We start from the raw sequence: 26,449 nt of genomic DNA, 5'->3' as shown, positions 1-26,449 counted from the left end.
CGTGACCCGTTTCCCCGTGACCCCGTTCGGTGTCGGCTCCCCCCGGAACCGACTCCCCCGTCACCGGCTCCCCCCGGAGCCGGCCTCCGTGCCCCTCAGGCGACAAGCTCCCCGAAGGACTCCTCCTCGTCACGGCCGAAGCTGAGGACCTCGTCCTCGCGCATCCGGCGCAGCGAGCGCCAGATGCTGGACTTCACCGTGCCGACACTGATGCCGAGGATCTCCGCGATCTCCGGGTCGGTGCGGCCCTCGTAGTACCGCAGGACCAGCATCGTCCGCTGGAGTTCGGGCAGCCGGGCCAGCGCCTGCCACAGGACCGCGCGCAGCTCGGTGCCGCGCATCGCGTCCGTGTCGCCGGGCGTCTCCGGCAGCTCCTCGGTCGGGTACTCGTTCAGCTTGCGGCGGCGCCACGCGCTGATGTGCAGATTCGTCATGGTGCGGCGGAGGTAGCCCCCGACCGCGGCCTTGTCGCTGATCCGGTCCCAGGCCCGGTACGTCGAGAACAGCGCGCTCTGCAGCAGGTCCTCGGCCTCGAAGCGGTCACCGGTCAGGTGGTAGGCGGTTGCGTACAGGGAGGCGCGGCGCTCCTGGACGTAGGCGGTGAAGGCCGCTTCGGCCTCCACGCTCCCCGCCCCGGAACGACGCTCCCCCGAGCCCTCCCCGTACACGGCTCCCCCGTGAGCCTTCCCCCCCGTCGTGCCCACGGCGGCCTGCGCCGTGGTGTTCTCCCCCGTGTAACCGTCAACCACCGTCATGTACGCGGTGTGCTGACGCCCGGCACCGCGAGCGCACCCCCGTCCGCTCACGACCCCGGACTTCTCCGTGGCCCGGGTGACGTCGTGGAGCCGCGTGACAACTGCGCTAGTGCTGGTGCTGTGCAGCGTGTTCATCTCGCGCCCCCCGTCGTGGAGTCCCGGACCTTCGGTTCGTTCCGTCGTGCGTCCTGCCTTGTGTCGAAAAGCTTGCCGGGCCCACTTCATGGCCGTGTCCGCCGACTGTCACAGACCTGTCACAGGGCCCGCCCCGGGGCGCGGCACAGCGCGATCACAGAGAAGAGCGGTACGACTACACAGACGACCACTCGGGCCCCGGCGGCAGGCGACGGGACCCCTCGTTGGGTGCGGGAGTCGAGTGGGAGCGCTCCAACAGTCGATACACACGCATGACATGGGCCAGAATGACGTTCGTGCCTTCCCTGTTGCTGATCGAGGACGACGACGCCATCCGGACGGCCCTGGAGCTCTCACTGACGCGCCAGGGACACCGCGTGGCCACCGCTGCCACCGGCGAGGACGGTCTGAAGTTGCTGCGCGAGCAGCGACCGGATCTGATCGTGCTGGATGTGATGCTGCCCGGCATCGACGGATTCGAGGTGTGCCGGCGCATCCGGCGCACCGACCAGTTGCCGATCATCCTGCTGACCGCGCGCAGTGACGACATCGACGTCGTGGTCGGACTGGAGTCCGGCGCCGACGACTACGTCGTCAAGCCGGTGCAGGGCCGGGTGCTCGACGCCCGGATCCGTGCCGTGCTGCGCCGCGGCGAGCGGGAGGCGAACGACTCGGCCTCTTTCGGCTCGCTGGTCATCGACCGTGCCGCGATGACGGTCACGAAGAACGGTGAGGATCTGCAACTGACGCCCACCGAGCTGCGGTTGCTCCTGGAGCTGAGCCGCAGGCCCGGACAGGCCCTGTCCCGGCAGCAGTTGCTGCGTCTCGTATGGGAGCACGACTACCTGGGTGACTCGCGTCTGGTCGACGCCTGTGTGCAGCGGCTGCGCGCGAAGGTGGAGGACGTGCCGTCCTCGCCCACTCTGATCCGTACCGTGCGCGGCGTCGGCTATCGGCTGGACAACCCTCAGTGACCAAACCGCAGGACAAGCTCCGCGGCTGGGCCGCGGCGCGCAAGGCGTTGCTGTCCGGTCTGCGCTTCACCAGTCTTCGGCTGCGGCTGGTCGTGGTGTTCGGACTCGTCGCGCTCACCGCGGCGGTGTCCGCTTCGGGCATCGCGTACTGGCTCAACCGCGAGGCCGTGCTGACGCGCACCCAGGACGCGGTGCTGCGCGACTTCCAGCAGGAGATGCGCAACCACGCGAGCATGCTGCCCGTACACCCGGCGCAGGACGAACTCCAGCGCACGGCCGGGCAGATGGCGAACAGCAGCCAGCGTTTCAGTGTGCTGCTGACGGCCGAGGCCGCCGACGGCAAGATGATCACCGGCAACTCCGAGCTGGACACCTTCACGCTGGAGGACGTACCGAAGTCCCTCCAGAAGGCGGTGAACAAGCAGCAGCCGCTGACCTCGACCAACACGTCCGCGTACCACCTGTACTGGCAGCGGATCACCGAACACGACAAGTCGTACCTCGTGGGCGGTGCCCGGGTGATCGACGGCAGCACGACCGGTTACATGCTCAAGTCCCTGGAGCCGGAGGCCAAGGACCTCAACTCCCTGGCCTGGTCGCTGGGTATCGCGACGGGGCTCGCGCTGATCGGCTCGGCGCTGCTCGCCCAGGCCGCCGCGACCACGGTCCTCAAGCCGGTGCACCGGCTGGGCATCGCGGCGCGCCGGCTCGGCGAGGGCAAGCTGGACACCCGGCTGCGGGTCTCCGGCACGGACGAACTCGCGGATCTGTCACGGACGTTCAACCGCACGGCGGAGTCGCTGGAGAAACGGGTCGCGGACATGAGCGCGCGGGACGAGGCGTCCCGCCGGTTCGTCGCCGACATGTCGCACGAACTGCGCACGCCGCTCACCGCGATCACCGCCGTCACCGAGATCCTCGAAGAGGAGCTGGACGCGGAGACCGGCAGCGTCGACCCGATGATCGAGCCGGCCGTACGGCTGGTCGTCAGCGAGACCCGGCGCCTGGGCGACCTCGTCGAGAACCTGATGGAGGTGACCCGCTTCGACGCGGGCACCGCCCGGCTCATCCTCGACGACGTGGACATCGCCGACCAGATCACCGCCTGCATCGACGCGCGCGCCTGGCTGGACGCCGTCGAGCTGGACGCCGAGCGCGGCAAGATGGCGCGGCTCGACCCGCGCCGCCTCGACGTGATCCTGGCGAACCTGATCGGCAACGCGCTCAAGCACGGCGGCTCGCCGGTACGGGTGTCGGTGCGGATGGAGGGCGAGGAACTGGTCATCGAGGTGCAGGACCACGGTCCCGGCATTCCCGAGGACGTCCTGCCGCACGTCTTCGACCGGTTCTACAAGGCCAGCGCGTCCCGTCCGCGCTCCGAGGGCAGCGGTCTCGGCCTCTCCATCGCCCTGGAGAACGCGCACATCCACGGCGGCGAGATCACCGCGGCGAACGCGCCCGAGGGCGGGGCGGTCTTCACGTTGCGCCTCCCCCGGGACCCGTCGGAACTGCTCGCCGACCACCCGCGGGGCCGGGACGCCTCCGCGCACGGGAACGGCACGGAAGGCACCACCGGATGACCCCCGCACACCCCACCGGCCCACGGGCGCACACCACCTCCCGAAGGAGGGTGCTGCCCTGGCTGGCCGTTCCGTTGCTCGGCGTGCTGCTCACCGGATGCGGTATCCGTCCCACCCAGGTGCCCACCGACTTCGGTCCGGCGCCCTCGCGGGTTCCCTGCGCCCTCTCCGGCCCGGACATCACCACCCAGTCCTCGCACGGGGTGCCGGTCCAGGTCTTCCTGCTCTGCTCGGAACAACTGGTCACGGTCGACCGGTCGGTGCGCATCCCGGACGGTACGGCGGAGTCGGCACGCCGGGTCCTGGTGGCCCAGGCGCTGCTGGACGAGCTCGCCGAGGCGCCCTCGACGCCCGAGGAGCAGGCCGGGTACACGACGGACGTACGCGGCGGCATGACGGTCGGCGGGCCCCACGACGGGGATCCCGAGGACACGCTGCGGCTGAGCACCCCGCCGCAGAACCTCACGCGCACGGCCCTCGCCCAGATCGTGTGCACCTTCTCGGACTCGGCGGCCGCGCGGGACGACGGCAGTGTCGTCCTGGGCGGTCCCGCCCCCTCCGGCCTGCGCAGCTACGAGTGCACCCCGGAGATGCGCGCCGCGCCGGGCGACACGGCCCCGGCGTCGACGACTGTCCGGGGTTCGTAACGCCACGGGGCCGAAACGCTTCGCAGCGGAACCGATCGTGCCGGACCCCGCGTCTTGGGGGGCGTGCAGCGTCATGGTTCAGAGGACGGCAGCGCCGTCACCCGCGTCCGTGTGGCAGGAGGTGTCCTCCTCGTCGCACACCTGGCGCTCGTCGCCTGGATCACGCTGCGGCCGCTGGACGTCCCCTGGGTGAGCGCCGCCAACCTGCGGCCCTTCGCGGGTATCAGAGCCGACCTCGCACTGGGCCCGGCGGTGGCCGCCCGGCGCATCGCCGCGGGCCTCGGCCTGCTCGCCCCGCTGGGTGTGCTGCTCCCGATGGCGGGAGGCAGGCTCGCCGTCTCCCCGCTCGGGTCGCTCCTGCGGACCACCGCCGCCGGCGTGCTGCTGTCGCTGGGCATAGAACTGCTCCAGACCGGGGTGCCGGGCCAGGTCGTGGACATCGACTCGATCCTGCTGAACACCCTCGGCGTGGCGCTCGCGCATCTCGCGGTCGTACCCGCCCTCAGGGCCCGGTTCCGCCGCAGGGCCGAGAGGCGGCGCCGCGCGACCGTCCTCCCGGAGGACCAGGCTCAGGGTCGGACCCCGACGATTGCCAGGGTCGGGATCGCCCCCTGGAGCGAGGTGTCGCGCACGTCGTCCTCGTAGCGTTGAGGACATCGGTGAAGGCACCGATGAGAACGACGAAGCCGGCCCCGCCGGCACTCGACGACGGTTCGCGAAGGAGCCACCATGACCGCCCTTGCCCGCCCCACGAACGGCCGCATGATCGGCGGAGTCTGTGCTGCGCTGGCACGGCGCTTCGGCACCTCGGCGACGACGATGCGTGTCGTCTTCGTCCTGTCCTGCCTGCTCCCCGGCCCGCAGTTCCTGCTCTACATAGCGCTGTGGATCCTCTTCCCGTCCGAGGACAAGGTCTCGCGCACCGCCTGGTGAACCGGGCGGACGGTCCCCGGTGCCCCTGGCGGGCACCCGGTGGCGGCCCGCGGACCGACGGCGAACGCCGGTGGGGCACACCCGAACAGGGTGTGCCCCACCGGCGTTCGTGCGGCCGGGATCGGCACGGCCGCGACGCGTACGGCGCGTCCGCGTACGGACGCGAGGCCCCGGGCTCGGACAGGCGGGGGGCCTGCGTCCGGCCTCGGACGTCAGCCCAGCGGAATGCCGTTGACCGGCAGGCCGTGCGTGGGCAGCCCCTGCAGCGGCAGCCCTCCGAGCAGTCCGGCCACGGGCGCGGTCGGCCCGTCGGCGAGCAGACGCGAGGCGGCGGGCTGCGCGGCGGCCACACCCGTGCCGAGGGCGCTCTGGCCCTGGGCGAGCACCTGACCGGCACCCGGCAGCGCCGAGGCGACGTTCTCGGCGGGCAGCGTCTTGGTGACGGTGTCCAGCGCCGAGGAGGCCTCCGGCAGGGCCGGGGCGGCGTTCGCGGCGCCCGCGCCGACAGCGGCGAAAGCGGCGCCGAGAGCGGCGACGCCGAGGGTCTTGGCAGCAGACTGCTTCATCGTGAATGCGTCCTTGGGGTGGGTGAGACGGTGTGTGAGCGGTCCAGAACCGTAAACACGCCATCCCTCCCTCCGCAAACATCGAAAAGCGGCCGAGTCATGGAGAACAAGTGAAGACCCGGCCGCTTTCCCTTCGCCTCGATCAGGCTTGTTCTCCCGAAGAACCGCTGGTGGAAGCCGTCTGCTGGAACAGCCATTCGGACTTCAATTCTGCATATCCGGGCTTGATCACGTCATTGATCATGGCCAGTCGTTCATCGAAAGGAATGAACGCCGACTTCATAGCATTGACAGAAAACCATTGCATGTCGTCGAGCGAATAACCGAACGCCTCGACAAGGTGCTCGAATTCCCGGCTCATGCTCGTACCCGACATGAGACGGTTGTCGGTGTTGACCGTGGCGCGGAAGTGCAGCCGCCTCAGCAGGCCGATGGGGTGGGCCGCGTACGAGTCGGCGGCGCCGGTCTGGAGGTTGGAGCTGGGGCACAGCTCCAGCGGGATGCGCTTGTCCCGGACGTACGAGGCGAGCCGGCCGAGCTCCACCGAGCCGTCCTCGCGCACCTGGATGTCGTCGATGATGCGGACGCCGTGGCCGAGCCGGTCGGCGCCGCACCACTGGAGCGCCTGCCAGATGGACGGCAGGCCGAACGCCTCGCCGGCGTGGATCGTGAAGTGGTTGTTCTCGCGCTTGAGGTACTCGAAGGCGTCGAGGTGCCGGGTGGGCGGGAACCCGGCCTCGGCGCCCGCGATGTCGAAGCCGACGACGCCCGAGTCGCGGTAGCGGTTGGCGAGTTCGGCGATCTCCAGGGCGCGGGCCGCGTGCCGCATCGCGGTCAGCAGGGCGCCGACCCGGATGCGGTGGCCGTTCTCCCGAGCCAGCCGTTCCCCTTCCCGGAAGCCCTCGTTGACCGCCTCGACGACCTCTTCGAGGCTGAGCCCGCCCTCCAGGTGCTGCTCGGGCGCGTACCGCACCTCGGCGTAGACGACACCGTCCTCGGCGAGGTCCTCGGCGCACTCGGCGGCGACCCGCACCAGGGCCTCACGGGTCTGCATGACGGCGCAGGTGTGGGCGAAGGTCTCCAGGTAGCGCTCCAGCGAGCCGGAGTCGGCGGCCTCGCGGAACCAGATCCCGAGCTTGCCGGGATCGGTCTCGGGGAGGCCCGAGTAGCCGGTGTCGCGGGCGAGTTCGACGATCGTGCCGGGGCGCAGGCCCCCGTCGAGGTGATCGTGCAGCAGGACCTTGGGCGCCCGGCGGATCTGCTCCGAGCTCGGGGTGTTCCGGATCTGGCTCGTCATTTTCGCACTCTAGCCCCTACGCGCGTAGATCTCCTGTTGTACGAATCCGTCGATACGTAACGGTGACCGTGCGGACGGGTGGCGTACACCCTTGCTTCTGACACTGTTCTGTCATGGCACAGCAAGCGACGCCGGTTCGCAGGGCCCGGCTGGGGAGGGCGCTCGGCCCCGAGCCGACGGCGGTCAGCGGAGTTGTTCTGCTGCTGCCGGGCGGCGAGGAGACCTCGTCCCGAAGACCCTCCCCCATGATGGCGACCGCCTCCGTACGCGCGCTCGGGCGCCGACTGGCCCGCGCCGGACGCGAGGAAGGCCTGGTCGGCCATGTGGTGCACTACCGCGTCCGCGGCTGGAACGGCAGCGAGGCCCATCTCGCGGCCGACGCGTCCTGGGCCGCCGACGAGGTCGTCCGCCGCTACGGAGACGTGCCCGTGTGCCTGGCCGGCATCGACATGGGCGGCCGGGCGGCACTGCGCGCGGGCGGGCACCCGGCCGTCAACTCCGTGCTGGCGCTGGCACCCTGGCTGCCCGAGGACGACGTCGCGGCACCACCCGAACCGGTGAAACAGCTCGCGGGGCGGCGCGTGCTGATCGTGCACGGCACCAACGACGCCCGTACCGACCCGGAGTTGTCCTTCCGGCTCGCCGCGCGCGCGAAGAAGGCCAACCGCGGCATCTGCCGCTTCGAGGTCCACTCCGACGGGCACGCCCTGCACCAGCACCGGCACGAAGTCCTGGCCCTCGCCGAGGACTTCGTGATGGGCTCGCTGTTCGGCCGCTCCTACTCCCGCCCGGTCGAGGACGCCTTCGCCGCGCCGCCGCCGCTGGGCCTGCGGATGCCGCTGGCGGCGGGGTTCGGGCAGTCGTTGCGCCGCTAGGGCGTGTTGCGAAAGTCCCGTCGTTCGCCCGAAGGGCGGGCCGCGCGGCGCCAGGTGCGTGCTCTCGGCGTGCCGGGCGGAAGTCCTCGTACTGGATGTACTTGGGCTTTCGCCCGGTGCGGCGAGAGTGCGTACATGGCGTCGCGTGGCAGGCGGGACTTTCGCAACACGCCCTAGGGCGGCCACGCTCCAGGGCGTTCCGGCGATTCCCGCCCGGCGACGCGTTGCGCGCCTCCGGCCGCACCGGGCCGAGGGCCGCCCGGTGGCTCAGTCGGGCAGCAGGTGGCCGCGGCGGGAGAGCAGGAACTTCTTGAAGGCGGCCACCGGCGGGGTGTCGGGGTGGCCGTCCAGCCAGGCGACGCCGATCTCGCGCACCGCGCGCGGGGCGGTGACGGTCAGTTCGACGACTCCCGGACGGGGGACGGCCGGTGGCGGCAGCAGGGCGACGCCGAGGCCGGCGGCGACGAGGCCGCGGAGCGTCTCCGCCTCCTCCCCCTCGAAGGCGATGCGCGGCCGGAACCCCGCCTCCTGGCACAGGTCGTCGGCGATGCGGCGCATCCCGTAGCCGGGTTCCAGGGTCACGAACGTCTCGTCGGCCGCCTCGGCGAGCCGGATGCGCTTGCGCGAGGCGAGCGGGTGGTCGGCCGGCACGACCAGGCGGAGCTTCTGCTCGTCGAGCCGGCGGCCCACCAGATCGGGCGCGTCCGGCACGGGCGAGGTCAGACACAGGTCCAGTTCGCCCGACCGCAGCCGCTCCAGCATGGCCTCCCCGTAGTTCTGCACGAGGCTGAAGCGGACGCCCGGATGATCGGCGCGGAAGGCGCGGATCAGCCCCGGTACGGTCTCCGAGCCCATCGTGTGCAGAAAGCCGAAGGCGACCTTGCCGGTGGCCGGGTCGGCGTCCGCGCGCACCTCCTCGGCGGCGCGCCCGACCTCGGCGAGAGCCCGTTCCACGGAGGAGAGGAAGGTGCGGCCGGCCGGGGTCAGCGACACCGTGCGGCCGTGGCGGGCGAACAGGTCGACGCCCAGGTCCTGTTCGAGCCTGACCATCGCCCGGGACAGCGTCGACTGCGGGACCCGCATCTGTTCCGCGGCCCGGGTCACGTGCTCGGTGCGGGCCACACCGGCGAAGTACGCCAGGCGCGGGGCGAGCAGTCTCGCGAAGTGCGCACTGTCTTCTGTGTCACTGAACGGTGACAGGTGAGCCTGTGACCTCTGCTGATGCACCATGGGAACGATTATGGCGATTCCATGCATTGGACGGATGAAGAAGGGCTCCTTAGGTTCGGGGTATGCCTTCCGCCAGTACCGGGGCGCCCGTCACCACGGGCGCCGCCGCCTCCGCTCCCACCGCACCCTCCCTCCCCGCCGCCACCGACTCCCGCATGGCCCCCGGCGGGCCCGGCTACCGCCGGATGAGCTTCGCCCTCTTCCTCGCGGGCGTCGCGACCTTCGCGCTCCTCTACTCCACCCAGGCCCTGCTGCCGCTCGTCTCCTCGGACTTCGGGGTCAGCGCGAGCGAGGCGAGCTGGACGGTGTCGGCCGCGACGGGCGGGCTCGCGCTGTTCGTCCTGCCGATGAGCGCGCTCTCGGAGCGCTTCGGACGGCGTACGTTGATGACGGCGTCCCTGGCGGTGGCGGTCGCCGTGGGCCTCCTGGTCCCCTTCGCGCCGTCGATCGGCGCGCTGGTGGCCCTGCGGGCGGTCCAGGGCGCGGCCCTGGCGGGACTCCCGGCGTCGGCGACGGCGTATCTGGCGGAGGAGGTCCGCCCCAAGGCGCTGATCACCGCGATCGGTCTGTTCGTCGCGGGCAACAGCGTCGGCGGGATGAGCGGCCGGGTCATCACCGGCTGGGTGGCGCAGGAATGGGGCTGGCGGGTGGCCGTCGGCACGATCGGGCTGATCGCCGTGGTCTGCGCGGTGGCCTTCCGGCTGCTGCTTCCGGCGCCGCGGCACTTCACACGGGGTTCGCTGCGGCCCCGGGTGCTGGCCCGCACGGTGCGCGAGCACCTCGCGAACCCGCTGCTGTGCCGGCTGTACGCGATCGGCGCGCTGTTCATGATGGTGTTCGGCGGGGTCTACACGGTCATCGGCTACCGCCTCGGCGAGGCACCGTTCTCGCTCCCGCAGGGCATCGTCGGCTCGGTCTTCCTGGTCTACCTCGTCGGTACGGTGTCGGCGTCGACGGCGGGCCGGCTGGCCGGCCGCCTGGGCCGCCGCGGCTCCCTGTACGTGGCGGGCGCCACCACGACCGCGGGGCTGCTGCTGTCGCTGGCCGGCTCCCTGGTCATGGTGCTGCTCGGCCTGGTCCTGATCACCGCGGGCTTCTTCGTGGGCCACGCGGTGGCCTCGTCGTCGGTGAGCCACACCGCGAAGACGGGGCGGGCGCAGGCGTCGGCCCTCTACCAGTCCGCGTACTACATCGGCTCCAGCGCGGGCAGCACCCTGGGCGCGGTCGCCTTCCACGCGGGGGGCTGGTCGGGCACGGTGACCATGGGCCTGTTCGCGGTGCTGGGAGTCGTCACGATCACCCTGTTCGGCTCCCGCGCGGCGCGTACAGCCGCGCGCGGCGTGCCCGCTCCGGCCCACTGAGGCCCGGGGCCCGGAAGCCGGCGGGTCCCGCCCCGGACCCGCCCGCCCCGGGCCCGTCTTCCCCGGGCCCGCCCGCCGGGTCCCGGGGAACGCCGGGTCCCGCAGACTTCCGCCCGGGGCCCGCAGACTTCCGCCGGGCCCGGGTCCGCTCTCCGGAACACCCCCTGTGACCTGCCGTTCTCCCCACTCCGCACGCCATTGTCAGTGGGCTGCGGTAGCTTCCGAAGTGCCGGCGCGATGACGCGCGAAACGGAAGCAGCCACAGGGGTGGGTTGGCGATGAGCGAGGGTACGGCGACGACGGCGGACCTGGACGTCCGGCTGGAGCGGCACCGGGTCGAGCTGACCGGATACTGCTACCGCATGCTCGGTTCCTCCTTCGAGGCCGAGGACGCGGTGCAGGACACGATGGTCCGGGCCTGGCGCGGCTACGCCTCGTTCGAGGGCCGCTCCTCGATGCGGTCCTGGCTGTACCGGATCGCGACGAACGTGTGCCTGGACATGCTCAACGCGGGCAACAGGAGAGCCCGCCCGATGGATCTCACGGGCCCCTCGCCGCTGGCGCAGGCCGCGCTCACCCCCCGCCCGGACAACACCTGGCTGGAGCCGATGCCCGACGGCCGCGTGCTGCCGACGACCAGCGATCCGGCGGAGGCCGCGGTGGCCAAGGAATCCGTGCGGCTGGCCTTCATGGCGGCCCTCCAGCAGCTTCCGCCCAAGCAGCGCGCGGTGCTCATCCTGCGCGAGGTCCTGGCGTGGCGGGCGAGCGAGGTCGCCGAACTGCTCGGCACGACCGTCGCCTCGGTCAACAGCGCCCTCCAGCGGGCCCGCGCCACCCTCGCGGAGAGGGACGGGGCGGGCGCGGACGCCGCGACCTCCGACCCGCTGGACGAGGAGCAGCAAAAGCTCCTGGAGCGCTACGTGGCGGCCTTCGAGGGGTACGACATGACGGCGCTGACGGCCCTCCTGCACGAGGACGCGGTCATGACGATGCCGCCGTTCGACCTGTGGCTGCGGGGCACGGACGACATCACCGGCTTCATGACGACCCTGGGTGCCGCGTGCGCCGACTCGCGTCTGATCCCGGTGGAGGTCAACGGCCTGCCGGGGTTCGCCCAGTACAAGCCGGACGAGGAGGCGGGCGGCCACACCCCCTGGTCGGTGCAGGTGCTGGAGATCTCAAAGGGCCGCATCTCCGGGTTCCACTTCTTCCTGGACACGGCCCGCTGGTTCCCGCTCTTCGGACTGCCCCTCCACCTCGACGGTCCCGAGGCTCCCGGGCCCCGGGGCGAGGGCGGACCCGCGGCCGTCGGAGATCTCGAAACGGAGGCCGACGAGGTCGAGTAGGGCGCGCAGCGCCGGGTCCGCGCCGCGCAGGCGTATCCGGCCGCCCGCCCGGCGGGCCGCCAGTTCCATGCGGGCCAGCGCGTCGACGGTGGCGAGGCCGGGCGGTCCGAGGCCGGCGACGTCGCAGACCACGACCCCGCTGCCGCCCGCCGTGAGCAGCGCCCGGACAGCCTCGCAGAGCCCGGGTACCTCGTCCCGGGTGACGAGTCCTGGCAGCACGAGCACGGCCGGTTTCGCGGAGTCCACGGTCAGTAGACCGCCGGGGGGCCGCGAACTCATCGCGGGCGGCGCGGAAGATCACATTGACCCGCGTCGGCTCCGCCCCCTTGGGTTGAGTGCATGCCCCATGAATCGGTTCCGCCCGCGATACGTGACGGCCTGCCGGCCTGCTCCCCGCCCGCCGAGGAGGCCTCGTGCGCGGAGTGCTGACGGGCTTCGCGGTCATCGCCGTCGTCATCGGCGTCGGGTACGTCATCGGGCGGCGGGGCCACCTCGGGGACGACGGACGGGACGTGCTGACGAGGCTCGCCTTCCATGTGGCCTCGCCCGCGCTGCTGTTCACGACGCTCGCGGGGGCGGATCTGTCGGTCGTCTTCTCCAGCCGGCTCCTGGTCACGGCGATGAGCACGGCCGCGGCGGCCGGGGTGTTCGTCGCGGCGGGGGCCGTACGGCGCTGGGGCCCGGGCAGGACGACGATCGGCGCGCTCTGCTCCAGTTACGTCAACTCCGGCAACCTCGGCATCCCGATCGCCGTGTACGTACTGGGTGACGCCTCGCTGGTGGCGCCCGTCCTGCTGTTCCAGCAGATCATGGTCACGCCGATCGCCCTGACCGTTCTCGATCTGTCCGCGGCGGGCGAGAAGGGCCCCCTGTGGCGTCGTCTGCTCACACCGCTGCGCAATCCCATCGCGGTCGGTTCCCTGAGCGGGGTGGCGGTGTCGGCGGCGGGCCTGACCGTGCCGGGTCCGGTCCTGGAACCGCTGCGGCTGATCGGCGGCATGTCGGTGCCGGCGGTGCTGCTGGCCTTCGGGATCTCACTGTGCGGCAGCGCCCTGCCGGGCCGGGGCTCGGACCGGGGCCCGGTGCTGCTGTCGGTCGCGCTGAAGGCGGTGGGCCAGCCGCTGGCCGCCTGGGCGCTGGCCACCGGTGTGTTCGGCCTGCGCGGCGCGCCGCTGCTCGACGTGGTGGTGACCTCGGCCCTGCCGGCCGCGCAGAACCTCTTCACGTACGCCTCGCGCTACCGGGTCGGCGAGTCCCTGGCCCGTGAGTCGATCCTGCTCTCGACGATCCTGGCCGTACCGGTGCTCGTGGTGGTCGCGGCCCTGCTCGGCTGAGGGGCGAAAGCGCGGGGACCGGCGCGACGGCACCGGTCCCCGCCCTGGACGTGACGATCAGGCGATGCGGTCCAGCACGATCGGGGTGGCCTTGAAGTCCGTCCCGGCCGCGGCGACGTCGTAGGAGCCCTCGATGGACTGGAGCGCGTACTCGAAGCGGTCCGGGGTGTCCGTGTGGAGGGTCATGAGGGGCTGGCCCGCCGTGACGGTGTCGCCCGGCTTGGCGTGCAGCTCGACGCCGGCGCCGGCCTGCACCGGGTCCTCCTTGCGGGCGCGTCCGGCACCCAGGCGCCAGGCGGCGATCCCGATGTCGTACGCGTCGAGGCGGGTCAGCACGCCGGAGGCCGACGCCTTCACCACGTGCTGCTCGCGGGCGACGGGCAGCGCGGCGTCCGGGTCGCCGCCCTGCGCGGCGATCATGCGGCGCCACACGTCCATCGCGGAGCCGTCGGCGAGGGCCTTCGCCGGGTCGGCGTCCTTGATCCCGGCCGCGTCGAGCATCTCGCGCGCCAGGGCGACGGTGAGCTCGAAGACGTCGGCGGGGCCGCCGCCGGCGAGGACCTCGACGGACTCGCGGACCTCCAGGGCGTTGCCCGCGGTCAGACCGAGCGGCGTGGACATGTCGGTGAGGAGCGCGACCGTCTTCACACCGTGGTCGGTGCCGAGGCCCACCATCGTGGAGGCCAGCTCGCGGGCGTCCTCGATGGTCTTCATGAAGGCGCCGGTGCCGACCTTCACGTCGAGGACCAGCGAGCCGGTGCCCTCGGCGATCTTCTTGGACATGATGGAGGACGCGATGAGCGGGATGGCCTCGACGGTGCCGGTGACGTCGCGGAGCGCGTAGAGCTTCTTGTCGGCGGGGGCGAGTCCGTCGCCGGCCGCGCAGATGACCGCGCCCGTGGTGTCGAGGACGTGCAGCATCTCCTCGTTGGACAGCAGCGCGCGCCAGCCCGGGATCGACTCCAGCTTGTCGAGGGTGCCGCCGGTGTGGCCGAGGCCGCGCCCGGAGAGCTGGGGCACCGCGGCACCGCAGGCGGCGACGAGCGGGGCCAGCGGAAGGGTGATCTTGTCGCCGACACCGCCCGTGGAGTGCTTGTCGGCGGTCGGGCGGGACAGGGAGGAGAACTCCATGCGCTCGCCCGAGGCGATCATCGCGGCCGTCCAGCGGGCGATCTCACGGCGGTTCATGCCGTTGAGCAGGATCGCCATGTTGAGGGCGGCCATCTGGTAGTCGGCGACCTCGCCGCGGGTGTACGCGTCGATGACCCAGTCGATCTGCGCGTCGCTCAGCTCGGCACGGTCCCGCTTGGTGCGGATGACGGAGACGGCGTCCATGGCCATGGCGTTCCTTCCGAAAGATGAGCGGCCCCTCCCCGGCGTCAGCCGGTCGGAGGGGCCGCGGGGCATTACTTGGTGAGATGGCCCGGCCCGAAGGCCTGCGGGAGCATCTCGGAGAGGGGCACGAGCCCGCGCGGTGTCTCCAGGATCAGTTCCTCGCCGCCGAACTCGAACAGGAGCTGCCGGCAGCGTCCGCACGGGACGAGGATCTCGCCCCGCCCGTCGACACACGTGAAGTGCGTCAGCCGGCCGCCTCCGGTGGCCCGCAGTTCGGAGACCAGACCGCACTCGGCGCACAGGCCAAGGCCGTAGGAGGCGTTCTCGACGTTGCAGCCGGAGACGATCCGGCCGTCGTCGACGCGGGCGGCGGCGCCGACCGGGAAGTCCGAGTAGGGCGCGTACGCACGGGTCATCGCCGTACGGGCCACCTCCCGCAGCTCTTCCCAGTCGACGTCCGCGGAGTCCGCGCCGGCGGCCGTCACTTCCCCTGTCCCTTCCGGTACGGCAGGCCGTCCGCCTTCGGCATGCGCAGGCGCTGCGCCGACAGGGACAGGACGAGGAGGGTGATGACGTAGGGCGTGGCGGAGACGATCTGAGTGGGCACCTCGTTGGTCAGGGCGTACCAGAGGAAGACGAGGACGCCGATGACCAGGGTGATGACGGCGGAGACGTACTTCTTCTTGACCGCGAGCCAGATCGCGCCGATGGCGAGCAGGATGGCGCCGAGCAGCAGCAGGGCGTGGACGTTCTCGGAGCCGCCGCGCAGGTTGAGGCTGTCGGTGTAGCCGAACAGGCCGGCGCCGAGCGCGAGGCCGCCGGGCATCCAGTTGCCGAAGATCATCGCCGCGAGACCGATGTAGCCGCGGCCGGCGGTCTGGCCCTCCAGGTAGAAGGGGTTGGCGACGAGGGAGAGGAAGACTCCGCCGAGGCCGGCCAGTCCGCCGGAGATGATCACGGCGATGTACTTGTACTTGTAGACGTTCACGCCGAGCGACTCGGACGCGATCGGGTTCTCGCCGCAGGAGCGCAGACGCAGACCGAACGAGGTGCGCCACAGGACCCACCAGGTGCCGGGGATCAGCGCGACGGCGATCAGGGTGAGCCAGGAGACGTCGGTGACCAGACCGCCGAGCAGACCCGCGATGTCCGAGATGAAGAACCAGCCCTTGGAGTTCAGGGTGGTGAGCCAGTCGGAGAGCCCTGGCACGGTGAACTGGCCGAGCGAGTCGACCGGCGGGGACTGCTTGGCCGAGCCGCCCTGGTGGCCGACGAAGGCGATCGGGGAGAGATAGCGGGTGATGCCGAGCGCGAGGATGTTGATGGCCACACCGGAGACGATGTGGTTGACGTTGAAGGTGACCGTGATGATCGCGTGCAGCAGGCCGCCGAGGGCGCCGCCGATGATGCCGATCATGACACCGGTCCACGGGCCCCACTGGTAGCCGGCCCAGGCGCCGAACCAGGTGCCGAGGATCATCATGCCTTCGAGGCCGATGTTGACGACGCCCGAGCGCTCGGCCCAGAGACCGCCGAGACCCGCCAGGCCGATCGGGACGGCCAGTTCGAGCGCGGTCGACATCTGGCTGACGTTGGTGATGCCGTCGGCGCCGGTGATGATGCGGACGATCGAGGTCAGCGCCAGGGCGCCCGCGATCACCAGCAGGAGGACGGGGAGCGACATCCGGCGGCTCTTGGGAGCCGCGGGCTCCAGCGTGGGCTGGTTGACGTCGGTTGCGGTGGTCATCGGCCAGCCACCTCCTTCTCGGTGTTGTTCGGGCCGCCGAGGACGTTGCCCGCGGCGAGTTCGGCGCCGACGCGGCGCTGCTGGCGGCGCAGACCCCACTCGCGCACGGCCTCGTAGGAGACGACGACAGAGATCACGATCAGGCCCTGCATGATGACCGCGATCTCCTTGTCGTACCCGTGGAAGTCGAGCTCGGGCGAGGCCTTCTCCAGCCAGGCCCACAGCAGGGACGCGAAGGCGATGCCGACGGGGCTGTTGCGGCCGAGCAGCGCGATACCGATACCGAGGAAGCCGATGCCGGTCGGGAAGTTCAGGCTGTACGTGTGGGTGTCGCCGAGCAGGATCGGCAGACCCGCGAGGCCGGCGATGCCGCCGGAGAGGAGCATCGCGGTGAGCACCATGCGCTTGGGGTCGACACCGCTGGCCGCGGCGGCGGACTCGGAGGCGCCGGAGGCGCGCAGGTCGAAGCCGAAGCGGGTGCGGTTGAGGACGATCCAGTAGCCGATGCCGAGGACCACGGCGAGGATGACCAGGCCGTAGATCTCGCCCGCGTCACCCATGCTGAAGCCGGGGATCCAGCCGGACTTGTGCATCTCGCCGGTGGTGTTGTTGTTGCCGAGCTTGACGCCGAAGACGTCGGGCAGCCACAGGTAGGCGATGACGGAGGTCGCGATCGCGTTCAGCATGATCGTCGCGACGACCTCACTGACCCCGCGGGTGACCTTGAGGACACCGGCGATGCCGGCCCAGAACGCGCCGGTGCAGATCGCGGTCAGCATCAGCAGCGGGACCTGGAGCACGGCCGGCAGCGCGACGTGCGCGCCGACGATCGCGGCCATCATGGCGGCGAGCTGGTACTGGCCGTCGACACCGATGTTGAACAGGTTCATCCGGAAGCCGATGGCCACCGCCAGCGCCGCGATGTAGTACAGCGAGGCCTGGTTGATGATCAGGACCTGGATGTCGGAGTACGTCGCCTGCTGGAACATGATCGAGTACGGCTCGATCGGGCTCTTGCCCGAGGCGAGCAGCACGATCGACGTCAGTGCCACGGCGACGACGAGCGCGATGACCGGCCCGGCCACCCCGAGGAGGATGCGCTCCTTGTCGAACTTCTTCATCAGCGGGCCTCGTCTTCCGGGGCGTCCGCCGGGTTCTCGGCGGGCTCTTCGAGCTCGGCCGCTTCGGCGAGCTCCTCGTTCTCCAGGTGTCCGGAGGCGGCACCGGTCATGGCCGAGCCGAGTTCCTCCGGGGTGATGGTGGCCGGGTCCGCGTCCGCGACCAGCTTGCCGTTGTAGATCACCCGGAGCGTGTCGGACAGGCCGATGAGCTCGTCCAGGTCCGCGGAGATCAGCAGGACGGCGAGTCCTTCGCGGCGGGCCGCGCGGATCTGGTCCCAGATCTGGGCCTGCGCGCCGACGTCCACACCACGGGTGGGGTGGGCGGCGATCAGGAACTTCGGCTTGTGGCTCATCTCGCGGCCGACGATCAGCTTCTGTTGGTTGCCGCCGGACAGGGAGGCGGCCGTGACGTCGATGCCGGGGGTGCGCACGTCGTATTCCTCGACGATGCGGCGGGTGTCCTGCTGGGCGCCCTTGATGTCGATCCAGACACCCTTGGCGTTGGGCTTCTCGGTGACGTGGCCGAGGATGCGGTTCTCCCAGAGGGGGGCTTCCAGGAGGAGGCCGTGACGGTGCCGGTCCTCGGGGATGTAGCCGATGCCGTTCTCGCGGCGCTTGCGCGTGGACATCGCGGTGATGTCCTCGCCCGCGAAGCGGATGACACCGGAGTCGGCGCCCTTCAGGCCGATCAGCGCGTCGATGAGCTCGGTCTGGCCGTTGCCCTCGACACCCGCGATGCCCATGACCTCACCGGCGTGGATGGTGAAGGAGACGTGGTCGAGCACGAGGCGTACGGCGCCGCGCTCCACCTCGTCCATGAGCAGGGCGGCGGAGCCCTTGCCCATCGACACCGAGCCCTTGGCGAAGACGACCAGGTCGTCGACCTCGATCACGGCCTGGTCGGTGACGGTCGACTCGGAGGTCTCCGGAGTGGGCAGTTCGCTGCCGACCATCAGCTCGGCGAGCTGACGGGGGGTCGTCTCGGACGGCACGGCGGTGCCGACCGTCGTACCGCGCCGGATGACCGTGATGTCGTCGGCGACCGAGAGGACCTCGCCGAGCTTGTGCGAGATGAAGATGACCGACAGGCCCTCGGCCTTGAGTTCGCGCAGGTTGTCGAAGAGTGCGTCGACCTCCTGCGGCACGAGGACGGCGGTCGGCTCGTCGAGGATCAGGATGCGGGCGCCGCGGTAGAGGACCTTGAGGATCTCCACGCGCTGCCGTTCGGCGACGCCGAGCTCCTCGACCAGGACGTCGGGGCGGACCCCGAGGCCGTAGCGGTCGGAGATCTCCACGATCTTGCGGCGAGCCTTGGCGCCGATCCCGTACAGCTTCTCGCTGCCGAGGGTGACGTTCTCCAGGACGGTGAGGTTGTCGGCCAGCATGAAGTGCTGGTGGACCATGCCGATGCCGCGGGCGATGGCGTCGCCCGGCGACGAGAAGGTGACCTGTTCGCCGTCGACGGCGATGGTGCCCTCGTCCGGCTTCTGCATGCCGTAGAGGATCTTCATCAGCGTCGACTTGCCGGCGCCGTTCTCGCCGACGAGGGCGTGCACGGTGCCCTTGCGGACGCTGAGGTGGATGTCGTGGTTGGCCACGACGCCGGGGAATCGCTTCGTGATCCCGGCGAGTTCGACGGCGGTCACCTGACCGTTGACCGCGTCGGCCGGAGGGCTGCTGGACGCGTTGATGGCGCACTCTCCTGAGGGAAAGGGGGTCGTCTACGCGCGTAGCGCCCCTACGGCAACGAAAGGGGCCACAGGCCGCGAGAACGGGATACGTGGAGCAAGACTCCTCGTATCCCGTTGAGCGGACGTAACCCCGCGGTTACCAAGCGGCTCCGGGGCAGAACGGGCGCCTCCCCGTGCCGGCCGGCACGACGACTTGCCCGAACTTCCCCGGGACCGCATTGGCTGCTCCTGAGGTACTTCTCGTCAGCTGGTCTTGACCTTGATCGCACCGCTGATGATCTTCTCCTGGGCGGCCTTGACGGCGTCCTGGATCGCGGTGTTGTTCTTGAAGGCCGGGTTGGAGTCGGCCAGGCCGACCTCACCGGACTTCAGATCGCCCCGAACGATACCGCTCTCGGGCTTGCCATCCTCGACCGACTTCGCCAGGTTGAAGACCGCCTTGGAGACATCCTTGGTCGCGGAGGTCAGGATCGAGTCCTTGTACTGGGCCAGCGCCTCCTGGAGGTACTGGTCCGAGTCGACACCGATCGCCAGGACCTTCTTGGCGGAGGCGGCCTCGATGACACCCTGACCGGACAGACCGGCCGCGGCGTAGACGACGTCGGCCTTCTTCTCGATCTGGCCCTCGGCGGCCGTCTTGCCCTTGTCGGGGCTGGAGAAGCCACCCTCCTGGGCGGTCTGGGTCAGGTACTGCGAGAGGACCTTGACGCCCGGCTTGGTGTCCTTGACGCCCTGCTCGAAGCCCGCCTCGAACTTGTGGATCAGCGGAACGTCCACGCCGCCCACGAAGCCGACGGTGTTCGTCTTGGTCGCCTTGGCGGCGGCGACGCCGGCCAGGTAGGAGGCCTCCTGCTCGGAGAAGACCAGGTCCGCGACGTTCTTCGCCGTGACGGTGGAGTCGTCGACGATGCCGAACGTGGTGTTCGGGAACTTCTCCGCGGCGGCCTTGACGGCCGGGCCGTAGGCGTAACCGATGCCGATGACCGGGTTGAAGCCCTGCTTGGCCAGGGAGACCAGACGCTGGGTCTTGTCCGCGTCCGTCTCACCGTCGGTGGGCTCGACGTCGGCGGTCTCGTACTTGAACTCGCCCTTCGCCTTCTTCAGACCCTCGAACGCGGCGTCGTTGAAGGACTGGTCGCCCTTGCCGCCGACGTCGTACGCGATGGCGAGGCCCTTGTTGCCGCCCTTGGAGTCCGAGGAGTCCGAGGAGGTCGAGGTGCCGCCACAGGCGGACAGAGCGAGGGCGAGAGAGGCGGTCGCAGTGCCTGCGAGCGCGATGCGGGTAACCCGGCGCATTACATGTGCTCCTGTCGTTCAGCGCCTGACGGTTCAGCTTCGGCGCTGGCTTCGCCGCAGATTAACGCGCGTAGACCAACTAGAAAACCCCTTCTGTCCACCTTGTTATCCGGCTGTGCTCGACGCCACGTGTCCAGGGGCCCCGCACATGCCGATCGCAAAGGAAAAAGGACGCAGGGTGATCTTGAGGGCGGACAGCGGAACGGGGGGGGACCCGGGGTGCCCGCCCGTTCCGCGGTACTTCGATCGTGTTCGCCCGCCCGGTGGGGGCGGAGGCGGGCCGGAGCCCGTCGCGGTCACCCGCCGTTCACGCGACTACGAGGTCTTGACCTTGATGTCGCCGGCGATGATGGCGGCCTTCGCCTTGGCCACGGCGTCGTTCAGGCCGGCGATCTCGCCCATCTTCGGGTTGCTGTCGGCGAGGCCGACACCGTTGACCTTGAGGTCGAAGGTCTGCGTGCCCGTCAGCGGCTTGCCGTCGTGGACCGACTTCGACAGCGTGTAGACCGCGCCGCCGACGTCCTTGAGCGCGGAGGTCAGGATCTTGTCCTTGTACGCCGCCAGCGCTTCCTGCTTGTACTGGTCGGAGTCGACGCCGATCGCCCACACGCCCGCCTTGGAGGCGGCCTCGATGACACCCTGACCGGAGAGACCGGCGGCGGCGTACAGGACGTCGGCGCCCTTCTCGATCTGGCCCTCGGCGGCGGCCTTGCCCTTGTCGGGGCTGGAGAAGCCACCCTCGGCGGCGGTCTGCGTCAGGTACTGCGAGAGGACCTTCACGCCGGGCTTGGTGTCCTTGACGCCCTGCGTGTAGCCGGCCTCGAACTTGTGGATCAGCGGAACGTCCACACCGCCGATGAAGCCGACCGTGTTGCTCTTGGTGGCCTTGGCGGCGGCGACACCGGCGAGGTAGGAGGACTCCTGCTCGGCGAAGACCAGGGAGGCGACGTTCTTGCCGTTGACGACCGAGTCGACGATGCCGAAGGTCGTCTTCGGGAACTTCGCGGCGGCCTTCTCCAGCGCGGGGCCGTAGGCGAAGCCGATGCCGATGACCGGGTTGTAGCCCTGCTTGGCGAGGGACTCCAGGCGCTGCTGCTTGTCGGCGTCGGTCTCGTTGTCGGTGGGCTCGACGTCGGCCGTCTGGTAGCCGAACTCCTTCTTCGCCTTCTCCAGACCCGCGAACGCGGCGTCGTTGAACGACTGGTCGCCCTTGCCGCCGACGTCGTACGCGATGGCGAGGCCCTTGCCGCCACCGCTCTCGCTGCTGTTGCTGCTGCTGTTGCTGTCGCTGCTGGTACCGCCGCAGGCGGTGGCGGCGAGTGCGAGCGACGCGACCCCCACCGCGATGCGGGTCAGGCTGGCAATCCGACGCATCTGAAGCTCCCCATTCTCCAAAGCCCCGCAGTGGGTGCTGAGTTCGGCGCACATTAACGCGCGTAGACCGTCCAGGGAACGGGGTTCCGCCTGGCCGTTATCCATTCGTGCCGATGGCCGGTTACGTCCTTGTGAACCATGCGGCCGAAAGGTGTGTTCGGGGACGCAGTGACCATCACGGACCTCACGCGGCGAATCCGGGGAACGGGCCCCGCGTGACGGAGGGGGTGGTCGCTGCTCCACAAAGTGACTGTTGTCGTAGAACTGCGACCACGCTACTGCGGGGGCGTGGGGGGCGCGACCGGAGTTCACCCGGCCGTGTCCGTCGCCTGTTCGGGGCCCCGTGAGGGGTGCTCCGGCGGGCCCCGGGAGGGAGTTGGCCCGGGGCCCCGGGAGGGGCTGGGCCAGTGCGGTGGACCTAGGAAGCGTCCAGGAGGGCCGCGGCGGTGAACATCTCGACGCCGACCGTGATCGCGTGCTCGTCGGCGTCGAAGTCGCCCCGGTGCAGATCGCGGGTGGTGCGGTCGCCGGGGCGGCGCACCCCGAGCCGGGCCATCGCGCCGGGCACGTGCTCCAGGTACCAGGAGAAGTCCTCGCCGCCGAGGCTCTGCTCGGTGTCCTCGATGGACTGGGCGCCGCGCCGGGCGGTCATGGCCTCGCGGAGCAGTTCGGTGACGCCCGGGTCGTTGACGACCGGCGGGACGCCACGGATGTAGTTGATCTCGGACTTGGCGCGGTAGAGGTTCGCGATCTCGTCGATGGCCGCGTGGACGAGGTCGGGCGCGGCCCGCCAGGCGTCGAGGTCCAGGCAGCGGATCGTCCCCGACAGTTCGGCGTGCTGGGGGATCACGTTGCAGGCGTGACCCGACTCGATGCGTCCCCAGGTCACCGCGAGCCCGCTGCGGGCGTCCACGCGCCGGGCGACGAGGGCCGGCACGTCGGTGACGACCCGCGCGGCGGCCGTGACGAGGTCGGTGGTGAGGTGGGGGCGGGCGGTGTGGCCGCCCGCGCCGTCGAGCGCGACTTCGAGCCGGTCGCACGCCGAGGTGATGGCGCCGTGCCGCAGTCCGATGCGCCCCGCGTCGACCCTCGGGTCGCAGTGCACGCCGACGATCCGCCCGACGCCTTCGAGCACGCCCGACTCGATCGCGTCCGGGGCGCCGCCGGGCAGGACCTCCTCGGCGGGCTGGAAGATCAGCCGGACACGCCGGGGCAGCAGGCCCTTCGCGTGCAGGTCGGCGAGGACGAGACCGGCGCCGAGCACGACCGTGGTGTGGACGTCGTGGCCGCAGGCGTGGGCGCGGTCCGGCACCGTCGAGCGGTACGCGCAGTCACTCTTCGTGTCCGGGATCGGCAGCGCGTCGATGTCGGCGCGCAGGGCCAGCATGGGGCGTACGTCGTCGGCGTCCCCGATGTCACAGATGAGGCCGGTCCCGATGGACAGGACCCGCGGCTCGAGGCCCGCCTGCTCCAGGCGTGCCTTGATCGCCGCGGTGGTGCGGAACTCCTGGTTGCCGAGCTCCGGGTGCATGTGCAAGTCGCGGCGGAACGCGACGAGTTCGGCGCGCAGTGCCTCGGGCAGCGCGCCCGGGAGCAGCGGCTCCCCGGGGAGATCGGCCTCGGACTCTCGGGACATCAGTTGGTTCACCCTTTGAAGGGTAGGACGATCGGGCGGCCAACTAACCCACGATCAACAAAAGTTCAGCCCGTTAGGGGAAGAAAATCTGGCCGCGCGGCGCATGGTCGGCTACGAGGATGGGTAAACTCGCCCGGCTCTTCGGGCGTTTGGATCTTGAACGGGTGCGGTGACCGGCTGTGATCCGACTCGTCGGCGGCGTCCGCCGATGTGCACCGGAGAAGGCCCGGGGTTCCCGGGCTCGTTCCCCTTCATCGTCTCCACGGTCTCACACCGAAGCCCCCGGATCCCGGCGAGGCCACCGTCTCCGGCCCTTTTCGCGTCACGTTCCGTCATGAGGGTGCGCTCGGGGCGGGGGCGGGGGTGGGTGGGGGCCCGTTCGGCGCCGGGTGCTGCCCCGCGTCTGCGGGGGTGGGACCGACCCGCTCGGCGGACGTGGGCCGACCCGTCTCGGCGCGGGTGGTGCGACGCGGGCGCATGGGGGCGTGCGGGCCCGCACGGGTCCGGGCGGGGCGGGCGCGCACGCCAAGGCGCGGGCGGGGCAGGCGGACCGCCTGGTCCGGCGTGGCGCGGGAGGGGTCGGCGCGCAGAGCCCGGCGCGGCGCGGGCGACACCGGCACGGCGCCGGTCGGTCCGGGCGCCGCGATCTGGCCCGGGGTCGGTGCGGGCAACCCGGCCCGGCGCGGTGCAGGCGGGGTCGGTGCGGGCCGTCCGGCTCGGTGGCTCGGACGGCTCCGCACGGCACGGTCGGTGCTCGGTCCAGGGGGCCTGACGACGCAGGCGCGGCCAGCCTGGCGTGGCGCCGCGCGGTGCGGGCGCTCTGACCGGGCCCGCGGGCGGTGCGGGCGACACCGGCACGGCCCGGTGCGGCCCGGCCCGGTGCGGGCACGGCCAGCTCGGACGGCTCGGCACGGACGGCACGGGGCAGGCGACCCGACCCGACCCGGCCTGACGGTGCGGGGCGGACGCCCGGCGCGGACGGCGCCACGCTGACAGCTCGGGCAGCTCGGAGACCGGCGGCCCGGTGTGGCGTGGGGGCGGTGTGGGGGGCTCGGCGGCGGGGCGTGGGTGTCGGGGGCTCAGCCGAAGCGGCCCGCTACGTAGTCCGCCGTGCGCTGGTCCTTCGGGGTGCCGAAGATGTCGGTGGTGGGGCCGTGCTCGACGATGGCGCCCGGGGTGCCCTGCTCGGCGAGGAAGAACGCGCACTGGTGCGAGACGCGCGCCGCCTGCTGCATGTTGTGGGTGACGATGACGACGGTCACCTGTCCGGCGAGTTCGTGGATGGTCTCCTCGACACGCCGGGTCGAGGTCGGGTCGAGCGCCGAGCACGGCTCGTCCATGAGCAGGACCCGGGGCCGTACGGCCAGAGCGCGGGCGATGCACAGGCGCTGCTGCTGGCCTCCGGAGAGCGCGCCGCCGGGCTGCCGCAGCCGGTCCCGGACCTCCTTCCACAGGCCCGCCCGGGTCAGGCTCTCCTCGACCAGCTCGTCCTTCTCGCGGCGCCCCGCGCGGGTGCCGGTCAGGCGCAGGCCGGCGACCACGTTGTCGTAGATCGACATGGCCGGGAACGGGTTCGGCTTCTGGAAGACCATGCCGATCCGGCGCCGGGCCTCGGTCAGCCGCCGCTCGGGGGCGTAGATGTCCTCGCCGTCGAAGAGCACCTCGCCGGCCATCGCGGCGGAGGGGATCAGCTCGTGCATCCGGTTGAGGGTGCGCAGGAAGGTCGACTTGCCGCAGCCGGACGGGCCGATCAGGGCGGTGACCTGTCCGGCGGGCATGGTCAGGGAGACCCGCTCCAGCACCAGGTGGCTGCCGAACCAGGCCGACACCTCGCGCGCGTCGAGTTCGGCGGGGGCCGCGCCATGGCGGGTCCGGAGGGTCCCGTCCGACGGGACAGGCGGCAGGGCGACGGTGTCGACCACGGTGCCCGGGTCGATGACGGCGGTGGCGGCGGGCGCGGCACGGCCGGTACCGGCGGTGGCCGCCGGGACGCTGTCGGTCGGGGCGGTCTCGTTCGCGGCGCTGTCACGCGCGGCGGTCGCATCGGTCACGTCGGGCACCTCATGGCGAATTCGGGCCGGGCTCGGCTCGGCGGGGTGGGTCGGGGCCGGGGTGACCCGGTCGGGCGAGTCGGGCTCGGCCGGTCGGGCGGGTTCCGGTGGTCGGGGCGTCGGGGCGTGGGGCGTCGGGGCTGTGGACGGTCAGGTCAGGTTGGGGAGGAGTTCCGTGACCCGGGTCGCCACCTGGAGGCCGAGGACGGCGACGACCGGGGCGAACACGATCCAGGTCTGGTGTCGGCCCCAGCGGTGCCAGGCCCACACGGCGGCGACGGCCGCGAGGACCAGCGCCTGGAGCCACATCACCAGCGGCCACGGCACTCCCCCGGGCCGGGCCAGCGGCTGTTCGGCCTCGGGCAGCGTGCCGGAGCGGATGACGGCGGCCGGGGTCTGCGCCGGCGCGGAGACCAGCTCGGCGTCGACCCGCAGCACCCCGCCGGGCATGAAGTCCGCTCCGGTGGCCGTGAGGAGGACCATGCGGCCCTTGCCGGCGTCGAGCGGAGCGGGCGCGGGATCGCCGGCGCGCCGGACGCCGAAGACCCGGTACGTGGCCTTGCCCTGGCCGGTGGTCACGGTGAACGTGTCGCCGGCGGCGAGGTCGCCGAGGCGTCCGAAGGGACCCCCGTACGCGGCGGCGCGGCCCATCAGCACGCTGGTGCCGGCCTGCCCCGGCATCGGGGTGTCCCGGCGGTGGCCGGGTCCGTCCTTCATGACGCCGGAGTCGGTGCCCTCCAGGACCACCTGGCGCACGTGCAGGGCGGGGATGTCGACGATCGCGACCGGGGTGCCCGGGGCGAGCAGGGCGCCCTCCTGGTCGGTCTGGGCCACCGGGGCGGTCCCCAGGGCCAGTTGGGCGCGCAGCGAGTCGTACGCGGCGTGCTGCGCGGCGCGTTCCTGGAAGCCGCTGAGGAACAGCACCTGGGCGGTGAGGCCGAGCAGCAGGGCCGCGAGGGTGAGCAGACCGCCGCGGGCGAGATGCCGGACGGCGGTGACGCCTCGAACGCCCGGCCGCGGCAGGGGCGTTGCGAGCGTGGTCTGTACGGCGACCGTCACGGCGGCGCGTCTCCTTCACTCAACTCAGGGAACGGGTGGGGCGGGTGGGACGGGAGAGGCCCCGCCGGGAGCGTCCTGCTGGGCGCCCCCGGCGGGCGGGTGGTGC

23 protein-coding genes and 1 pseudogene are annotated in these 26,449 nt (G+C 71.4%); 9 read left to right on the top strand and 15 right to left on the bottom strand.

Going from position 1 to position 26,449, the window contains the following annotated elements; translation table 11 throughout:
- Positions 1 to 95: 95 nt before the first annotated feature.
- Positions 96 to 890 (bottom strand): SigE family RNA polymerase sigma factor, encoded by a 795-nt coding sequence (locus tag ACZ4TO_RS21235; RefSeq protein ID WP_468024969.1) that lies wholly within the window; start codon positions 888 to 890, stop codon positions 96 to 98.
- A gap of 296 nt (positions 891 to 1,186) precedes the next feature.
- Between ACZ4TO_RS21235 and afsQ1 the strand changes: the two genes are divergently transcribed.
- The 5 genes from afsQ1 (at position 1,187) to ACZ4TO_RS21210 (ending at position 5,024) form a co-directional block, all read left to right on the top strand.
- The gene (afsQ1, locus tag ACZ4TO_RS21230) at positions 1,187 to 1,864 is read left to right on the top strand and encodes a two-component system response regulator AfsQ1 (RefSeq protein ID WP_037625670.1); all 678 of its coding nucleotides are present in this window, start codon (positions 1,187 to 1,189) and stop codon (positions 1,862 to 1,864) included.
- The gene (locus ACZ4TO_RS21225) at positions 1,861 to 3,444 is read left to right on the top strand and encodes an ATP-binding protein (protein WP_382793407.1); all 1,584 of its coding nucleotides are present in this window, start codon (positions 1,861 to 1,863) and stop codon (positions 3,442 to 3,444) included. The genes afsQ1 and ACZ4TO_RS21225 overlap by 4 nt, the downstream gene beginning before the upstream one ends.
- A complete protein-coding gene (locus ACZ4TO_RS21220) occupies positions 3,441 to 4,091 on the top strand; it encodes a hypothetical protein (RefSeq protein WP_385049722.1) in 651 nt (216 codons plus the stop codon). Before ACZ4TO_RS21225 ends, ACZ4TO_RS21220 begins: the two co-directional genes overlap by 4 nt.
- 63 nt (positions 4,092 to 4,154) lie before the next feature.
- Positions 4,155 to 4,736 carry a VanZ family protein gene (locus ACZ4TO_RS21215; RefSeq protein ID WP_382793401.1) on the top strand — a complete coding sequence of 194 codons (582 nt, stop codon included), beginning with the start codon at positions 4,155 to 4,157 and terminating at the stop codon, positions 4,734 to 4,736.
- 84 nt (positions 4,737 to 4,820) lie between these two features.
- Entirely contained in the window at positions 4,821 to 5,024 is a 204-nt protein-coding gene (locus tag ACZ4TO_RS21210; RefSeq protein WP_355773406.1) for a PspC domain-containing protein, read from the top strand.
- Between the two features lie 212 nt (positions 5,025 to 5,236).
- Here the strand turns inward: ACZ4TO_RS21210 and ACZ4TO_RS21205 are convergent, their stop codons facing one another.
- Together ACZ4TO_RS21205 and ACZ4TO_RS21200 are read right to left on the bottom strand one after the other, a co-directional pair.
- Positions 5,237 to 5,590 (bottom strand): ATP-binding protein, encoded by a 354-nt coding sequence (locus tag ACZ4TO_RS21205; RefSeq protein ID WP_382793398.1) that lies wholly within the window; start codon positions 5,588 to 5,590, stop codon positions 5,237 to 5,239.
- A 142-nt stretch (positions 5,591 to 5,732) separates the two neighbouring features.
- Positions 5,733 to 6,887, bottom strand: coding sequence for an adenosine deaminase (locus ACZ4TO_RS21200; RefSeq protein WP_382793396.1), 1,155 nt, complete (start codon positions 6,885 to 6,887; stop codon positions 5,733 to 5,735).
- A gap of 113 nt (positions 6,888 to 7,000) precedes the next feature.
- On the opposite strand from ACZ4TO_RS21200, the gene ACZ4TO_RS21195 reads away from it, so the two are divergent.
- Positions 7,001 to 7,762, top strand: a complete 762-nt coding sequence (locus tag ACZ4TO_RS21195; protein WP_468024968.1) for an alpha/beta fold hydrolase — start codon at positions 7,001 to 7,003, stop codon at positions 7,760 to 7,762.
- A 267-nt stretch (positions 7,763 to 8,029) separates the two neighbouring features.
- Here the strand turns inward: ACZ4TO_RS21195 and ACZ4TO_RS21190 are convergent, their stop codons facing one another.
- Positions 8,030 to 8,992 carry a LysR family transcriptional regulator gene (locus ACZ4TO_RS21190; RefSeq protein ID WP_382793390.1) on the bottom strand — a complete coding sequence of 321 codons (963 nt, stop codon included), beginning with the start codon at positions 8,990 to 8,992 and terminating at the stop codon, positions 8,030 to 8,032.
- A 62-nt stretch (positions 8,993 to 9,054) separates the two neighbouring features.
- Here ACZ4TO_RS21190 and ACZ4TO_RS21185 point away from each other — a divergent pair, with 62 nt between their 5' ends.
- Both ACZ4TO_RS21185 and ACZ4TO_RS21180 read left to right on the top strand, forming a co-directional pair.
- Positions 9,055 to 10,353 carry an MFS transporter gene (locus ACZ4TO_RS21185; protein WP_382793387.1) on the top strand — a complete coding sequence of 433 codons (1,299 nt, stop codon included), beginning with the start codon at positions 9,055 to 9,057 and terminating at the stop codon, positions 10,351 to 10,353.
- 278 nt (positions 10,354 to 10,631) lie between these two features.
- Positions 10,632 to 11,699 carry a sigma-70 family RNA polymerase sigma factor gene (locus ACZ4TO_RS21180; RefSeq protein WP_468024967.1) on the top strand — a complete coding sequence of 356 codons (1,068 nt, stop codon included), beginning with the start codon at positions 10,632 to 10,634 and terminating at the stop codon, positions 11,697 to 11,699.
- A 39-nt stretch (positions 11,700 to 11,738) separates the two neighbouring features.
- Here ACZ4TO_RS21180 and ACZ4TO_RS21175 read toward each other — a convergent pair.
- Positions 11,739 to 11,978 (bottom strand): annotated as a pseudogene (locus tag ACZ4TO_RS21175) (STAS domain-containing protein); the annotation flags it as partial.
- A gap of 134 nt (positions 11,979 to 12,112) precedes the next feature.
- Between ACZ4TO_RS21175 and ACZ4TO_RS21170 the strand changes: the two are divergent.
- Entirely contained in the window at positions 12,113 to 13,033 is a 921-nt protein-coding gene (locus ACZ4TO_RS21170) for an AEC family transporter (protein WP_468024966.1), read from the top strand.
- Positions 13,034 to 13,090: 57 nt separating this feature from the next.
- Here the strand turns inward: ACZ4TO_RS21170 and ACZ4TO_RS21165 are convergent, their stop codons facing one another.
- From ACZ4TO_RS21165 to ACZ4TO_RS21120, 10 genes are all read right to left on the bottom strand, one after another.
- Entirely contained in the window at positions 13,091 to 14,374 is a 1,284-nt protein-coding gene (locus tag ACZ4TO_RS21165) for a thymidine phosphorylase (RefSeq protein WP_468024965.1), read from the bottom strand.
- 65 nt (positions 14,375 to 14,439) lie between these two features.
- Entirely contained in the window at positions 14,440 to 14,853 is a 414-nt protein-coding gene (locus ACZ4TO_RS21160; protein WP_382793376.1) for a cytidine deaminase, read from the bottom strand.
- A complete protein-coding gene (locus ACZ4TO_RS21155; RefSeq protein ID WP_382793373.1) occupies positions 14,850 to 16,115 on the bottom strand; it encodes an ABC transporter permease in 1,266 nt (421 codons plus the stop codon). The genes ACZ4TO_RS21160 and ACZ4TO_RS21155 overlap by 4 nt, the downstream gene beginning before the upstream one ends.
- Positions 16,112 to 17,236: an ABC transporter permease gene (locus ACZ4TO_RS21150; RefSeq protein ID WP_382793371.1), complete on the bottom strand. Its 1,125-nt coding sequence runs from the start codon at positions 17,234 to 17,236 to the stop codon at positions 16,112 to 16,114. The genes ACZ4TO_RS21155 and ACZ4TO_RS21150 overlap by 4 nt, the downstream gene beginning before the upstream one ends.
- The gene (locus tag ACZ4TO_RS21145) at positions 17,236 to 18,882 is read right to left on the bottom strand and encodes an ABC transporter ATP-binding protein (protein ID WP_382793368.1); all 1,647 of its coding nucleotides are present in this window, start codon (positions 18,880 to 18,882) and stop codon (positions 17,236 to 17,238) included. Before ACZ4TO_RS21145 ends, ACZ4TO_RS21150 begins: the two co-directional genes overlap by 1 nt.
- Before the next feature lie 288 nt (positions 18,883 to 19,170).
- Positions 19,171 to 20,223 (bottom strand): BMP family lipoprotein, encoded by a 1,053-nt coding sequence (locus ACZ4TO_RS21140; protein WP_382793365.1) that lies wholly within the window; start codon positions 20,221 to 20,223, stop codon positions 19,171 to 19,173.
- Positions 20,224 to 20,538: 315 nt separating this feature from the next.
- Entirely contained in the window at positions 20,539 to 21,597 is a 1,059-nt protein-coding gene (locus tag ACZ4TO_RS21135; protein ID WP_382793363.1) for a BMP family lipoprotein, read from the bottom strand.
- A 418-nt stretch (positions 21,598 to 22,015) separates the two neighbouring features.
- Positions 22,016 to 23,233 carry a M20 family metallopeptidase gene (locus ACZ4TO_RS21130; RefSeq protein ID WP_385047554.1) on the bottom strand — a complete coding sequence of 406 codons (1,218 nt, stop codon included), beginning with the start codon at positions 23,231 to 23,233 and terminating at the stop codon, positions 22,016 to 22,018.
- 1,079 nt (positions 23,234 to 24,312) lie between these two features.
- Positions 24,313 to 25,137 carry a phosphate ABC transporter ATP-binding protein PstB gene (gene pstB / locus ACZ4TO_RS21125; protein ID WP_382793533.1) on the bottom strand — a complete coding sequence of 275 codons (825 nt, stop codon included), beginning with the start codon at positions 25,135 to 25,137 and terminating at the stop codon, positions 24,313 to 24,315.
- A 297-nt stretch (positions 25,138 to 25,434) separates the two neighbouring features.
- Positions 25,435 to 26,343 carry a sortase gene (locus ACZ4TO_RS21120; protein WP_468024964.1) on the bottom strand — a complete coding sequence of 303 codons (909 nt, stop codon included), beginning with the start codon at positions 26,341 to 26,343 and terminating at the stop codon, positions 25,435 to 25,437.
- Positions 26,344 to 26,449: the final 106 nt, after the last annotated feature.

This window comes from Streptomyces sp. NPDC028298, assembly GCF_055565895.1.
The sequence above is the reverse complement of the archived record's forward strand: the minus strand, read 5'-3'. Positions and strand labels throughout refer to the sequence as shown.

Coding starts and splice junctions, on each gene's coding strand:
- ACZ4TO_RS21130 (WP_385047554.1), bottom strand. CDS start 23,233: ATGTCCCGAGAGTCCGAGGCCGATCTCCCCGGGGAGCCGCTGCTCCCG.
- ACZ4TO_RS21190 (WP_382793390.1), bottom strand. CDS start 8,992: ATGGTGCATCAGCAGAGGTCACAGGCTCACCTGTCACCGTTCAGTGAC.
- ACZ4TO_RS21185 (WP_382793387.1), top strand. CDS start 9,055: ATGCCTTCCGCCAGTACCGGGGCGCCCGTCACCACGGGCGCCGCCGCC.
- ACZ4TO_RS21155 (WP_382793373.1), bottom strand. CDS start 16,115: ATGACCACCGCAACCGACGTCAACCAGCCCACGCTGGAGCCCGCGGCT.
- ACZ4TO_RS21200 (WP_382793396.1), bottom strand. CDS start 6,887: ATGACGAGCCAGATCCGGAACACCCCGAGCTCGGAGCAGATCCGCCGG.
- ACZ4TO_RS21135 (WP_382793363.1), bottom strand. CDS start 21,597: ATGCGTCGGATTGCCAGCCTGACCCGCATCGCGGTGGGGGTCGCGTCG.
- ACZ4TO_RS21150 (WP_382793371.1), bottom strand. CDS start 17,236: ATGAAGAAGTTCGACAAGGAGCGCATCCTCCTCGGGGTGGCCGGGCCG.
- ACZ4TO_RS21205 (WP_382793398.1), bottom strand. CDS start 5,590: ATGAAGCAGTCTGCTGCCAAGACCCTCGGCGTCGCCGCTCTCGGCGCC.
- ACZ4TO_RS21235 (WP_468024969.1), bottom strand. CDS start 890: ATGAACACGCTGCACAGCACCAGCACTAGCGCAGTTGTCACGCGGCTC.
- ACZ4TO_RS21210 (WP_355773406.1), top strand. CDS start 4,821: ATGACCGCCCTTGCCCGCCCCACGAACGGCCGCATGATCGGCGGAGTC.
- ACZ4TO_RS21195 (WP_468024968.1), top strand. CDS start 7,001: ATGGCACAGCAAGCGACGCCGGTTCGCAGGGCCCGGCTGGGGAGGGCG.
- ACZ4TO_RS21165 (WP_468024965.1), bottom strand. CDS start 14,374: ATGGCCATGGACGCCGTCTCCGTCATCCGCACCAAGCGGGACCGTGCC.
- ACZ4TO_RS21220 (WP_385049722.1), top strand. CDS start 3,441: ATGACCCCCGCACACCCCACCGGCCCACGGGCGCACACCACCTCCCGA.
- ACZ4TO_RS21180 (WP_468024967.1), top strand. CDS start 10,632: ATGAGCGAGGGTACGGCGACGACGGCGGACCTGGACGTCCGGCTGGAG.
- ACZ4TO_RS21140 (WP_382793365.1), bottom strand. CDS start 20,223: ATGCGCCGGGTTACCCGCATCGCGCTCGCAGGCACTGCGACCGCCTCT.